12 protein-coding genes are annotated in these 12,804 nt (G+C 72.9%); 3 read left to right on the top strand and 9 right to left on the bottom strand.

Going from position 1 to position 12,804, the window contains the following annotated elements; translation table 11 throughout:
- Positions 1 to 180: 180 nt before the first annotated feature.
- Positions 181 to 1,815: a protein kinase domain-containing protein gene (locus tag ACWEK3_RS00935; protein WP_450547411.1), complete on the top strand. Its 1,635-nt coding sequence runs from the start codon at positions 181 to 183 to the stop codon at positions 1,813 to 1,815.
- Positions 1,816 to 2,013: 198 nt separating this feature from the next.
- Here ACWEK3_RS00935 and ACWEK3_RS00930 read toward each other — a convergent pair whose 3' ends face one another.
- Both ACWEK3_RS00930 and ACWEK3_RS00925 read right to left on the bottom strand, forming a co-directional pair.
- Positions 2,014 to 2,553, bottom strand: coding sequence for a bacterial proteasome activator family protein (locus ACWEK3_RS00930; protein ID WP_361413407.1), 540 nt, complete (start codon positions 2,551 to 2,553; stop codon positions 2,014 to 2,016).
- A 66-nt stretch (positions 2,554 to 2,619) separates the two neighbouring features.
- Positions 2,620 to 3,177: a PadR family transcriptional regulator gene (locus ACWEK3_RS00925; RefSeq protein WP_450547410.1), complete on the bottom strand. Its 558-nt coding sequence runs from the start codon at positions 3,175 to 3,177 to the stop codon at positions 2,620 to 2,622.
- Positions 3,178 to 3,302: 125 nt separating this feature from the next.
- Between ACWEK3_RS00925 and ACWEK3_RS00920 the strand changes: the two genes are divergently transcribed.
- Positions 3,303 to 3,932, top strand: a complete 630-nt coding sequence (locus tag ACWEK3_RS00920) for a hypothetical protein (RefSeq protein ID WP_453248604.1) — start codon at positions 3,303 to 3,305, stop codon at positions 3,930 to 3,932.
- A 37-nt stretch (positions 3,933 to 3,969) separates the two neighbouring features.
- Here the strand turns inward: ACWEK3_RS00920 and ACWEK3_RS00915 are convergent, their stop codons facing one another.
- From ACWEK3_RS00915 to pdhA, 7 genes are read right to left on the bottom strand one after another with little or no spacing between them, the layout of a single operon-like run.
- A complete protein-coding gene (locus ACWEK3_RS00915) occupies positions 3,970 to 4,950 on the bottom strand; it encodes an NAD(P)H-quinone oxidoreductase (RefSeq protein WP_450547658.1) in 981 nt (326 codons plus the stop codon).
- A 32-nt stretch (positions 4,951 to 4,982) separates the two neighbouring features.
- Positions 4,983 to 6,083: a potassium channel family protein gene (locus ACWEK3_RS00910; protein WP_141359814.1), complete on the bottom strand. Its 1,101-nt coding sequence runs from the start codon at positions 6,081 to 6,083 to the stop codon at positions 4,983 to 4,985.
- The gene (locus tag ACWEK3_RS00905) at positions 6,080 to 7,591 is read right to left on the bottom strand and encodes a molybdopterin molybdotransferase MoeA (RefSeq protein WP_453248603.1); all 1,512 of its coding nucleotides are present in this window, start codon (positions 7,589 to 7,591) and stop codon (positions 6,080 to 6,082) included. Before ACWEK3_RS00905 ends, ACWEK3_RS00910 begins: the two co-directional genes overlap by 4 nt.
- Before the next feature lie 14 nt (positions 7,592 to 7,605).
- Positions 7,606 to 8,535, bottom strand: a complete 930-nt coding sequence (locus tag ACWEK3_RS00900) for an NTP transferase domain-containing protein (protein WP_453248602.1) — start codon at positions 8,533 to 8,535, stop codon at positions 7,606 to 7,608.
- A gap of 55 nt (positions 8,536 to 8,590) precedes the next feature.
- The gene (locus ACWEK3_RS00895; protein ID WP_453248601.1) at positions 8,591 to 9,988 is read right to left on the bottom strand and encodes a dihydrolipoamide acetyltransferase family protein; all 1,398 of its coding nucleotides are present in this window, start codon (positions 9,986 to 9,988) and stop codon (positions 8,591 to 8,593) included.
- On the bottom strand, positions 9,988 to 10,992 hold the full coding sequence (locus tag ACWEK3_RS00890; RefSeq protein WP_361413430.1) for an alpha-ketoacid dehydrogenase subunit beta: 1,005 nt from the start codon (positions 10,990 to 10,992) through the stop codon (positions 9,988 to 9,990). The genes ACWEK3_RS00895 and ACWEK3_RS00890 overlap by 1 nt, the downstream gene beginning before the upstream one ends.
- Complete coding sequence (gene pdhA, locus ACWEK3_RS00885; protein ID WP_453248600.1) at positions 10,989 to 12,128, bottom strand: pyruvate dehydrogenase (acetyl-transferring) E1 component subunit alpha; 1,140 nt, start codon at positions 12,126 to 12,128, stop codon at positions 10,989 to 10,991. The genes ACWEK3_RS00890 and pdhA overlap by 4 nt, the downstream gene beginning before the upstream one ends.
- Positions 12,129 to 12,318: 190 nt before the next feature.
- On the opposite strand from pdhA, the gene ACWEK3_RS00880 reads away from it, so the two are divergent.
- Positions 12,319 to 12,798: an Lrp/AsnC family transcriptional regulator gene (locus tag ACWEK3_RS00880; RefSeq protein ID WP_384175055.1), complete on the top strand. Its 480-nt coding sequence runs from the start codon at positions 12,319 to 12,321 to the stop codon at positions 12,796 to 12,798.
- Positions 12,799 to 12,804: the final 6 nt, after the last annotated feature.

Below are 12,804 nucleotides of genomic sequence, written 5' to 3'. Positions count from 1 at the left end.
GTGGTGCAAATTCCGTGTACCGGCCGTACGCCTGCTGTAACGCTTCCGCGACGCTTCTTTCGCGTACGGTCACGGAACGGGCACCGAGCTTGACGTGTCAGTGCCCTGGGGCAGACTTGGCCGGGAATGACTCATTCGATCAACGAGGACGCCGGACGGCCTAGTGGGGGACGCGGAGACATGAGCCAGGACGGCGCACACGGCCAGTACGCGGGACGGGCCCTGGCCGGCGGCCGCTACCAGCTGCGCGACCTGCTCGGCGAGGGCGGCATGGCCTCGGTGCACCTCGCCTACGACTCCGTGCTCGACCGCCAGGTCGCGATCAAGACACTCCACACCGAACTCGGCCGCGAACAGGCCTTCCGCGAGCGGTTCCGCCGCGAGGCCCAGGCAGTGGCCAAGCTCACGCACACCAACATCGTCTCGGTCTTCGACACCGGCGAGGACGATGTGGACGGCATGACGACGCCGTACATCGTCATGGAGTACGTCGCGGGCCGCCCCCTCGGCTCGGTGCTGGAGGAGGACATCCGGCAGCAGGGCGCGATGCCCGCCGACAAGGCCCTGAAGATCACCGCGGACGTGCTCGCCGCACTGGAGATCAGCCACGAAATGGGCCTGGTCCACCGCGACATCAAGCCGGGCAACGTGATGATGACCAAGCGCGGCGTGGTCAAGGTCATGGACTTCGGCATCGCCCGCGCCATGCAGTCCGGCGTGACGTCGATGACGCAGACCGGCATGGTCGTCGGCACCCCGCAGTACCTCTCGCCGGAACAGGCGCTCGGCCGGGGCGTGGACGCGCGGTCCGACCTGTACTCGGTCGGCATCATGCTGTTCCAACTGGTCACCGGGCGGCTGCCGTTCGACGCGGACTCACCCCTGGCCATCGCGTACGCGCATGTACAGGAGGAGCCGGTGGCGCCCTCCTCGATCAACCGCTCGCTTCCTCCGGCGGTGGACGCGCTGGTCGCCCGCGCGCTGAAGAAGAACCCCAACGAGCGCTTCCCGAGCTCCGAGTCCATGCGCGACGAGTGCCTGCGTGTGGCGGCCTCCTTCCAGGCGGCCGCGCCCAGCATCGTCCCCGGCGCCCACACGCCGAGCGGCGCGGGCGTCGGCTCGGCCGTCTTCCCGCCCGTCGACCAGACGTCCCCGGTCCCCCAGGGCCACGTGCAGACGCCGTACCAGCCGGCCCCGACACCCAATCCCTACAGCACCGGCGCCCCCACGCCCGCGAGTTACGGCTACCCGCAGCAGCCCGGCTACCAGACGCCCGTCGCGTCGCCGTACGCGCAGCAGCAGGCGCCGACCCCGCCGCCGTACGCCGCCTCGCCCCAGCACACGCCCCCGCCGGGCGGCGGCCGGAGCACCAGGCCCGTGGTCATCGGGTCGATCGCCGTCGCCGCCATCGCGGTGCTCGGCCTGATCGTCGCGCTGGCCATGGACAACGGCGGCAGCGGAGACGAGGCCAAGGGCGGGGGCGGCAGCGCGAGCGCGTCCGCCGCGGTGGTCGAGGGCCACCGCGGGCCGGACACCTCGAAGACGATCGACTCCGACGACTGCAAGGAGCCCCGGGAGGCGTACAACGACCCGGACAAGATCAGGCTGCCGGACTTCCGGTACAAGAACCTCGGTTCGGTCAAGGAGTGCCTCCAGGCCGCCGGCTGGAAGCTGAAGAAGATCGACACCAACGAGAACACGTACGGCCAGGACACGGTCATGAACCAGTACCCCGCGGCCGACACGGACGTCGACCCGAAGAACATGCCGGTGATCCAGCTCTACGTCTCGACCGGCAACCCCGAGTCGTCCTGACCGTCACCGTCCCGTCCGGCTCCCGTCGAGCACGGCGGGCGGTCCCGTGAGAAGCGCGGTCCCGTAAGAAGAAGGCCCCGGCAGTACGGCTGCCGGGGCCTTGTCACGTCCGCGCTCCGAGGACAGGTGCGGGCGGGGGCGCGGCGTACGGCCGACGGACCCGGCGCCCGCGGGCAGGACACCTGCGCGTACGGGCGCCTACAGGTACGGCCCGCCCGAGCGGCCGCCCGTGTGGGGGTCGTCGCCGCCGTCGTGCCCGATACCCGGGGGCAGGGCACGGCGCATCTGCTCCAGCTGGGCGCGGGCGGCCATCTGCTGGGCGAACAGAGTCGTCTGGATCCCGTGGAAGAGACCCTCCAGCCAGCCCACCAACTGCGCCTGCGCGATACGCAGTTCGGCGTCACTGGGGGTTCCCTCGTCGGTGAACGGCAGGGAGAGCCGCTCCAGCTCCTCGACGAGTTCCGGCGCCAGGCCATCCTCCAGCTCCTTGACCGAGCTCGCGTGGATCTCCTTCAGCCGGACCCGGCTGGCCTCGTCCAGGGGAGCCGCGCGCACCTCTTCGAGAAGCTGCTTGATCATGCTGCCGATCCGCATGACCTTCGCGGGCTGCTCCACCTGCTCCGTCACCGGGGTCTCACGGGAGTCGTCGCCCCCGCCACCGCCGAGCGCCATTCCGTCCTGGCCCACGACCAGGATCTGCGGATTCTCCGGCGACCGTTCGTTCCTCGGCATCTCCATGCCGCCATTGTCGCGCACCCGTACATGCCACTTCCGTGGCGCCCCCACGGAAAGCGGTCCACCGCGTCATTTCCCCGCGTCTTCGACCCTGGGGAGGCCCAGCCGGAGCAGTCGGGCCTCGCAGTGGTCCAGCCAGCGGGACTCCGCCTCGGCACAGCAGATCAGCTGCTCCACGACCAGCAGCCGGGCCACCTCGCACGGCCCCCCGAGCGGGCCGGCCAGGACCTCGGCGCGCTGCCGCACGTAGTCGTGCAGCGCCTCGGACACATGGCGGCGCTGCGCCTCGACGACCTCGCGCACATCGACGCCGGGCGCCCCCACCGCCAGCACCAGCTTGATCGCCAGCTCGTCGCACGACGGACCCGTCCGCTCCACCGGCCGCGCGTACCAGGCCCGCAGCTCGGCGCGGCCCGCCTCGGCCAGTGCGTAGACCACCCGGCCGGCCTCGTCCACGCCCTCCCGGGTGACCAGGCCGTCGTGCTCCAGGCGGCCGAGCGCGGCGCAGACCCGGCCGATGTCCAGCGGCCGGGCCGCCCCCGTGCGCACCTCGAACTCGGCGCGCAGCCGGGAGCAGTGGCGGGGGCCGTCCGCCAGGAGCGCCAGCAGTCCGTGACGTATCGCCATAACCGGATTGTGCAGTGGGTTCGACCCGGTGGCCGATCCTGGAATGCCGGATTGGTCCAGTGATGTGACTGTTGTTGCAGAAATGATCTGATCCGCTGGCCGGGCACCGTGAGGGGGTCCCCGACGTGACTCCATGGCTGCGCGCTCTGCTGCGCGTGACGGGACTGCTGATCGCCCTGGCAGCGGCCGTCCTGGTCGGTGGCTCCGCCACGGCGCACGGCGCCGCGCGGGCGCCCTCGGCCTCCGCCGCGCCGCACGACATCGCGTCCAGGACCGCCGCGGACGCCTCCGGCGCCTCTGCGTCCGGTACGTCTGCCCCCCGGATGGCCGTCCCCTCGCCGGTCCACGGGCCCCCGCCGTCCCCAGCCTCACGCCCCGCCTCGTCCCCTTCCTCCCCCTCCTCATCGTCGTCCCCGTCCCTGTCGTCCTCCGACCCGTCGCGGGCCGGGAGCCGCCCCGGTGAGGGACGGCATCGGCCGGGGCGGCCGCACTGGTGGGAGAGGGAGAGGGAGCACGACGACGGCAGCGAGGACTTCGAGAGGGCGAGCGCGACGCCGGAGGCGACGAGCACCTTGCCCTCGGGTCAGGAGGCCGCTCCCGTGCCGTCCGGGCCGCAGGACAGTGCCGGCGCCCTGCCCGTCGCGCAGACCGAGATCGGACCCGTGCTGCGGTCCCTGTCCCTGGCCAGCGGGCTCGTCCTGATCGGCCTCGGCCTCGGCCTGGCGTTCATCGCCCTGCGGTTGCGCCGGAGCTAGCTCCGGCGCAACCGGTACGGCGGTGGAGGTGCGGGGATCAGGGCGTCACCAGGAGCACCTTGCCGATGTGGCCGCTCTCCTCCAGGATCCGGTGGGCGGCCGCGGCGTCGCTCATCGGGAGTTCCTGGTCGACCACCGGCCGGACGTGCCCGTCGGCGATCAGCGGCCAGACGTGTTCGCGTACGGCGGCGACGATGGCCGCCTTCTCGCTCAGCGGGCGGGCGCGCAGCGAGGTCGCGCTGATCGCGGCCCGCTTGCCGAGCAGGGTGCCAATGTTCAGCTCGCCCTTGACCCCGCCCTGCATGCCGATGATCGCGAGCCGGCCGTTGACGGCGAGGGCCTGGACGTTGCGGTCCAGGTACTTGGCCCCCATGTTGTCGAGGATCACGTCGGCGCCGTTCCCGTCCGTGGCCCGCCGGATCTCCTCGACGAAGTCCTGCTCGCGGTAGTTGATCAGGATCTCGGCGCCCAGTTCGGCGCAGCGCTCGAGCTTCTCCTTGGTGCCCGCGGTCACGGCGACCTTCGCGCCCACGGCCCGGGCGAGCTGGATCGCCATCGTGCCGATGCCGCTGGAGCCGCCGTGCACGAGCAGTGTCTCCCCGGGGCGCAGCTGAGCGACCATGAAGACGTTGGACCAGACGGTGCAGGTCACCTCCGGCAGCGCCGCGGCCTGCCTCAGGCCGACGCCGTCGGGCACGGGCAGCAGCTGACCGGCCGGAACGGCGACCTTCTCGGCGTAACCGCCGCCCGCGAGCAGTGCGCACACCTCGTCGCCGACGGCCCAGCCGGACACCCCGGGGCCGAGTGCGGCGATCCGCCCGGAGCACTCCAGACCGGGGTACGGGGAGGCACCGGGCGGCGGGTTGTAGAAGCCCTGCCGTTGCAGGATGTCGGCCCGGTTGACGGCACTCGCCGCCACCTCGACCAGCACCTCCCCCTCGCTGGGCACGGGATCCGGTACCTCGTCCCACACCAACGCCTCGGGCCCACCGGGTTCGGGAATCGTGATCGCATGCATGGGCCCGACGCTACTGCTTCGCGGTGCCGGCGTCAGTCCTGAGGGAGCGGCCGTGTGTCAGGGGTGACCTTCGTTCCCGGTGTGGCCCGGACGATGGTGATCAGACGGTCGGTCAGCTCCAGTTCCCGTACGGACGGGTCGTCGTAGCCCAGCACCCGGTGTCCGCGCAGCACGCTCACCACCAGGTCGTCCATGTCCCGCGGGTCCTGGCCCACCTCGGCCTTTATGACGGGCCGTTCTATGATGTCCAGGCCGCTGCCCTGCTGGATGAGGTCCTCCAGGACCATGCTCGCGGCCGGACTGAGCACGGACAGCCCGAGCAGCCGCCCCGCCGCACTCGCGCTGGTGACGACGGCGTCGGCCCCGGACTGCTTGAGCAGCGGCGCGTTCTCCTCCTCCCGCACCGCCGCGACGATCTTCGCCGCCCGGTTGATCTGCCGGGCGGTCAGCGTGACCAGCACGGCGGTGTCGTCCCGCTGGGTGGCGATGATGATCTGCCGTGCCCGCTGCACCTCGGCCCGCATGAGCACCTCGCTGCGGGTGGCGTCTCCGACCACGCCCGCATAGCCCTCCGCCGTGGCCGCGTCGACCACCTTGGCGCTGGGGTCGACCACGACGACCTGCTGCTTCTTCAGCCCGGCCGCACAGACGGTCTGGAGCGCCGACCTCCCCTTCGTGCCGAATCCGACGACGACGGTGTGATCGCGCAAAGTGGACCTCCAGCGATTCAGACGCCATTCCTCACGGGTTCGCTCGGTGAGGACTTCGAGTGTGGTGCCGACCAGGATGATCAGGAAGATCACACGCAGCGGGGTGATGACGAAGATGTTGGTGAGACGCGCGCTGTCGCTGACGGGGGTGACGTCGCCGTATCCGGTCGTGGAGAGGGTCACCGTCGCGTAGTACGCGGCGGCGATGAGGTCCATCGGGGCTTCTTTGGCACTGTCCTGGTATCCCTCGCGGTCGGCGTAGACGATCACAACCGTCACGAGCAGCACCAGCACCGCCAGGAACAGTCGTTTGCCGACCTGACGTATCGGGCGCTCCACGACTTTTCGGGGGAGCTTCACCCGATGGGTCACGAGATGCTCGTCCGCCTGGCGGGCGATCGCGTCATGGCCCGGAAGTTTCACGTGAAACACACCCCGATTCCGGCGGCGGCCCAGGGCAGGTCGAGGAGTTCGGCCTCCTGACCCGGTCGGGAGCCACCCGGTGGTACGACGGCGAGGGCATCGGCCGCCGCGACGCCGCGCAGCATGGCGGGGCCGTTGTAGTGCAGCGGAACAGCGCGGTCGCCGCGCAGCACCACGGGCACGAGCCGGGTGTCGTCCGGGTGCCCGTGCACCGCGTCCGTCAGCGGCAGCGTGTACGGCTCCGGGGCCGGGCGCGCGGCCAGCGTGCGCAGCAGCGGCTCGGCGAGCGTCAGCAGACCCGAGACGGCCGCGAGCGGATTGCCGGGCAGGCCGACGAGGTGCTGGTTCTCCTTGGTGCGGGCCAGGAGCATGGGGTGGCCGGGGCGCACCTGGACGCCGTCCACCAGCAGTTCGGCGCCGATGCGGCGCAGGGTGGGGTGGACGTGGTCGACCGGTCCGGCGGCGGTTCCCCCGGTGGTGACGATCACGTCGGCCTGCGACCCGGTGACCGCCTTGTGCAGGGCCTTGGCGTCGTCGCCGATCCGGCGCACACGGGTGACCTCGGCGCCCAGCGCGCGCAGCCAGGGGGGCAGCATCGGGCCGAGCGCGTCCCGGATCCGTCCGTCGTACGGCAGGCCCTCGGTGAGCAGTTCGTCGCCGAGCACGAGGACGTCGACGCGGGGACGGGGGACCGTGGCGAGGGTGTCGTACCCGGCGGCCGCGGCCAGACCGAGCACCACCGGGGTCACCAGGGTGCCGACGGGCAGCAACTGGTCGCCAATGCGGCACTCCTGCCCACGCTGGCGGATGTCCTTGCCGTGCCCGGACTCCTCGGTGGCGTACAGCCGGCCCTTGGCATCGGTGCGGCCGTGTTCGCTGCGCAGCACGGCCGTGGTGTCCTGCGGGACGCGGGCGCCGGTCGCGACGCGTACCGCCTCGCCGTCGGTGAGCGGGTCGGGCTCGTCGTGCCCGGCCAGGACGCCCTTGTCGCGTACGTCCCAGGGGCCGGGGCCGGCGACCGCCCAGCCGTCCATGGCGGAGGTGTCGAAGGAGGGCAGGTCGCACAGGGCGGTCAGGGGTACGGCCAGGACCAGTCCCAGGGCGGCCTCGAGGGGCACCGGGACGGGGGCCCGGCGGGCACCGGCACGGCCCGCGCGGGCGGCGGTCTCGCGGGCCTGCGGCCAGGCGATGGCCTGGTGGCGGGCCTCCTGGGGGTGCGCGGGGTGCGGGGTGCCGTGACCGGACCCGGCGCTCCCGTGGTCCTCGAAGGAGGTGGAACCGGAACCGGGGGTGCCGCCGCGTCCCGCCCGGCCCCGGCCGGGCTCGGGGGCATGCCGACTGCTGCCTTCGTTCACCAGGGCGAGCGCCTCCTCCACGTCGAAGTCCTCGGCGTCCTCGGCGTCCTCGGCGTCCTCGGCGTCCTCGGCGTTCTCGGCGTTCTCGGTGTCCTCGGCGGTTTCGGCGGTTTCGGCGGTTTCGGCGGTTTCGGCGGTTTCACCGACCCGCATGCCACGGCCGGGCATCAGACGTCCGGGCGGGTGTCGGGCGTGGCGTCGGGCGCCACGTCGGGCATACCGGTGCCGCCGGCGGTCTCGTCCGCCCAGCGTTGGGCGAGGGCCGCGGCCTTGCGGGCGGCCTCGGCGACGGCTTCGGGGCCGCCCTTGGCCTGCGCGGCCGCATAGCCGACGAGGAAGGTGGTCAGGGGTGCCGCGGGCCGGGCCACACCGTGGGCGGCGTCGCGGGCGAGGTCGAGCAGCGCGCGGGTGTCGACGTCCAGATCGATGCCCAACTCGTCCTTGACTGCGGAAATCCATTCATCCAACACGTGCCCATGCTCCCTGATACGTGCTCTGGCGATGACGATGTCGTCCCAGGTGTCGCAGTCGAAGGACGCGACGTCGTCGGGGACGCGGGTGAGATCGAGCGCGGCGCTGAGCCGGCGCAGCGGCAGCCCGGTGAGGGCGCCGTCCCGGGCGGAGCCGCCGTCGGACGCGGCGCGGGCGAGCGCGGCCAGCGCGCGGCGCAGCGCCTGCGCGCGATAGGCGGCCACGAGCGGCTGGTCGCGGCCGCCGGCGTCGGTGAGCAGCACGCCGTCGGCCCGGCCGGCCCTCAGGGCCGTCAACAGCCGCCGTACCGTGTCGCGTTCGAGGAACGGCAGGTCGGCGGAGAGTACGACGACATGGTCCGCCGTGGTGTGGCGCAGCCCGGCGTCGAGCGCGGCGAGCGGTCCGGCGCCAGCCGGTTCCTCACGTGCCCAGCGCACGGGCCGAGCGGTGGGACGGGGGTCGGCGACCACCACCGTCGTGTCCGCGTCGGCGCAGGCGGCGAGCACGCGGTCGAGCAGCGCGCGGCCGCCGACGCGCAGGCCGGGCTTGTCCGCGCCGCCGAGCCGCCGGGCGGCTCCTCCGGCGAGCACGACGGCGTCGTGAGCGAGGGGCTCGTAGGAGGTCACCCCCCGAGTATGCGTCCCGCCCGCGATCAAGGGGAACGCGGGCGGGACACTGCCGTCACAGTGTGCGCAGCAGCACCGCCGGCTGTTCCACGCAGTCAGCCACATACCGCAGGAAACCGCCCGCCGTTCCGCCGTCGCACACCCGGTGGTCGAAGGTGAGCGAGAGCTGGACGACCTGCCGCACCGCCAGCTCGCCCTCGTGCACCCACGGCTTGGGGACGATGCGGCCGACGCCGAGCATGGCGGCCTCGGGGTGGTTGATGATCGGCGTGGAGCCGTCGACGCCGAACACTCCGTAGTTGTTCAACGTGAAGGTCCCGCCGGTGAGTTCGGCCGGAGTGAGGGTACCCGCGCGGGCCGCCTCGGTCAGCCGGGCGAACTCGGCGGTCAGCGACTCCGCGTCGCGCGTGTGCGCGTCCCGTACGACCGGGACGACGAGCCCGCGTTCGGTCTGCGCGGCGAAGCCGAGGTGCACGGCGTCCAGCCGGACGATCTCCCTGGCCTCCATGTCGACCCGCGAGTTGAGCTCGGGATGGCGGGCGAGCGCGGCCGTGCAGATCCGGGCCAGCAGCGCGAGCAGGGAGATCTTCTGTCCCCCGGCGGCGTTCATGGCGGCCCGGGCGCGCATCAGCTCCGTGGCGTCGGCGTCCACCCAGCAGGTCGCGTCCGGAATCTCCCGGCGGCTGCGGGACAGCTTGTCGGCGACGGCGCCGCGCACCCCCTTGAGCGGAACGCGGGAGCCGGAGGCCTGCACCGGCCCGGCGGTGGGCGCGGTCGCGGGAGCGGCCGGTGCGCCGGCGCCGCGGCCCCGTGCCGCGTCGGTCCTGAGCACGTCCTCGACGTCCGCGCGCAGGATCAGCCCCTCGGGCCCGGAGCCCGACAGCTGCCGCAGGTCCACGCCGTTCTCCCGCGCGAGGCGGCGCACGAGCGGCGAGATCACGGGAACGGGACCGTCGGCGGCCCGCTCGGCCACCGCGGTCGCGTGGGCCACCGCCGGAACGCCCGCCGTACGCGCGGACCCGTTGGCGGCCGGTGCCGCGGCCGCGACGGGCGCCGCCGCTTCCACGGCGCCGCTCGCGCCACGCGAGCCCGACGCCATCGGTGCCGGGCGCACCCTGCGGCGGCGCGCCGGAGGCGCCCCCGTGCCGTAGCCGACCAGGACGTTGCCGGAGCCCTCGGTGGCGTCACCCGCGTCACCGGCGTCCTGCTCCCCGACCGCCACCGTCAGCAGCGGCGCTCCCACGGGCAGTTCCGTGCCCTCCTCGCCGAAGCGGGCGGTGACCACGCCGGCGTAGGGGCAGGGCACCTCGACCATCGCCTTGGCCGTCTCGACCTCGACGACCGGCTGGTCGATGGCGACCACGTCACCCACCTCGACCAGCCAGCGGACGACCTCCGCCTCGGTGAGCCCCTCCCCGAGGTCGGGGAGCCTGAACTCCAGCACCTGTGCCATCAGCTCTCCGCCTCCCACTGCAGACGCGCCACGGCGTCCAGAATCCGGTCGACACCGGGCAGGTGGTGCCGCTCCAGCATCGGCGGCGGGTAGGGGAGGTCGAACCCGGCCACGCGCAGCACCGGTGCCTCCAGGTGGTGGAAGCAGCGCTCCGTGACACGGGCGGCGATCTCCCCGCCCGGGCCGCCGAACCCGGTCGACTCGTGCACGACGACCGCACGTCCGGTGCGCCGCACCGACGCGCACACCGTCTCGTCGTCGAACGGCACCAGCGAGCGCAGGTCGACGACCTCCAGCTCCCAGCCCTCGGCCCGCGCCGCCTCGGCGGCTTCGAGGCAGACGGGCACGGACGGGCCGTACGTGATCAGCGTGGCGCTCCTGCCGGTGCGCCGCACCACCGCGCGGCCCACCGGCTCGACGGTCTGTGGGTCGTCCGGGTTCCAGGTGTCCTTCGACCAGTACAGCCGCTTGGGCTCCAGGAAGACGACCGGGTCGTCGGAGTCGATGGCGGCCCGCAGCAGCCCGTAGGCGTCGGCCACGGTCGCGGGCGTGACGACATGGAGCCCCGGAGTCGCCATGTAGTACGCCTCGGAGGAGTCGCTGTGGTGCTCCACACCGCCGATGCCGCCGCCGTAGGGGATGCGGATGGTGATCGGCAGGGGCATCTTGCCGCGGGTGCGGTTGCGCATCTTCGCGACATGGCTGGCCAGTTGCTCGAACGCCGGGTAGGCGAAGGCGTCGAACTGCATCTCGACCACCGGGCGCAGCCCGTACATGGCCATGCCGACGGCGGCGCCGAGGATGCCGGCCTCGGCCAGCGGGGTGTCCGTGCAGCGGTCCTCGCCGAACTCCTTGGCGAGGCCGTCGGTGATGCGGAAGACGCCGCCGAGGGTGCCGACGTCCTCGCCCATGACGTGCACGGCAGGGTCGGCGGCCATCGCGTCGCGCAGCGCGCGCGTGAGGGCCTGGGCCATGGTGGCCGGCTTGAGCGCGACGGTGGTCATCGGGCCGTACCCTCCTCCGACTCGGCCTGGAGCTCGGCGACCAGCTGGTCGCGCTGCTCGCGCAGCTGCGGGGTCGGCTCCGCGTACACGTGGGCGAACAGGTCCATGGGGTCGAGCGGCGCGTCCTGGTTCATGCGCTCGCGCAGCCGCGCGGCCATCGCCTCGGCGTCCTCGCGGGCGACGCGGACGCCGTCCTCGTCGAGCAGGCCGCGTCCGGTCAGCTCCCGCTCCAGCAGCTGGATCGGGTCGTGCTCGCGCCAGGCCTCGACCTCGGCGTCGCCGCGGTAGCGGGTGGCGTCGTCGGCGTTGGTGTGGGCGTCGATGCGGTAGGTCACCGCCTCGATCAGGGTGGGCCCGCCTCCCGCGCGCGCGTGCCGCACGGCGTCGGCGAGCACCTCGTGCACGGCGGCGGCGTCGTTGCCGTCGACCAGGCGGCCCGGCATGCCGTACCCGACGGCCTTGTGGGCCAGGGTCGGTGCCGCGGTCTGCTTGGCGAGCGGGACGGAGATCGCGAAGCCGTTGTTCTGCACGAGGAAGACGACGGGGGCCTGCCAGACGGCGGCGAAGTTCAGCGCCTCGTGGAAGTCGCCCTCGCTGGTGCCGCCGTCGCCGATCATCGCCAGCGCGACCACGTCGTCGCCCTTGAGGCGCGCGGCGTGGGCGAGACCGACGGCGTGCGGCAGCTGGGTGGCGAGCGGCGTCGACAGCGGGGCGACACGGTGCTCGTAGGGGTCGTAGCCGGTGTGCCAGTCGCCGCGCAGCAGCGTCAGGGCCTCGACGGGGTCGACGCCGCGGGCCACGACGGCGAGCGTGTCGCGGTAGCTGGGGAAGAGCCAGTCGCGCTCCTCCAGGGCGAGCGCCGCGGCGACCTCGCAGGCCTCCTGGCCGGTGCTGGAGGGGTAGACCGCCAGGCGGCCCTGCTTGGTCAGGGCGGTGGCCTGCGTGTTGTAACGGCGGCCCAGGACCAGCTGCGCGTACAGACGGCGCAGCAGCTCCGGGTCGGCCTTCGCGGCCGCCTCCGTCCCCAGGACGCGGTAGGGCTCCGCGTCGGGCAGCAGCGGCGCGGGGTCGGTACGGGGCTGCCAGGCGGGCGGCGGCGATGGCCGGTACGCGCCTCGCTGCTCCATGACCGTCATGACGGCACCTCCTCGTGGGAGCGGCTACGAGAGGCGCGTCGGCTGTGACGCGCCCCACCTACCGATTGTTCGGTCGTCGGCACATTTTGGCTACAGGCGGGCCCAGGCTGTGGACAAACGGTTCTCCACAACCTGAGATGGACGCACTACGTCCACGAGGGAAAGGCGGGGGGACATGGCACCTGAACAAATGGCCGAGGAGCCGGACGGCGCCGTACCGCCGCCGCGCCCGCTGGACGCCATCGACCAGGACATCCTGCGCATGCTCCAGACGGACGGGCGCGCGTCGATACGGTCGGTCGCCGAACGGGTCCACGTCTCGCGCGCCAACGCCTACGCCCGGATCAACCGGCTCATCGAGGACGGCGTCATCCGCGGCTTCGGCGCCCGCGTCGACCACGAGCGCGCGGGGCACGGCACCTCCGCGTACATCACGCTGAAGATCGTGCAGAACACCTGGCGCACGGTGCGCGAGCAGCTCAGGCAGCTGCCCGGCGCCCACCACATCGCGCTGGTCGGCGGCGACTTCGACGTCCTGCTGCTGGTGCACACCCCGGACAACAGGGCGCTGCGTGAGCTGGTCCTCACCCGGCTCCAGGCCATCCCCGAGGTACTCAGCACGCGCACGCTGCTGGTGTTCGAGGAGGAGGACCTGGAGCCGCAGGGGTGAGGCGGT

The sequence above is a fragment of the Streptomyces sp. NPDC004721 genome (genome assembly GCF_053601495.1).
Note: the sequence above shows the minus strand (reverse complement) of the source record. Positions and strands in the feature narration are given on the sequence as shown.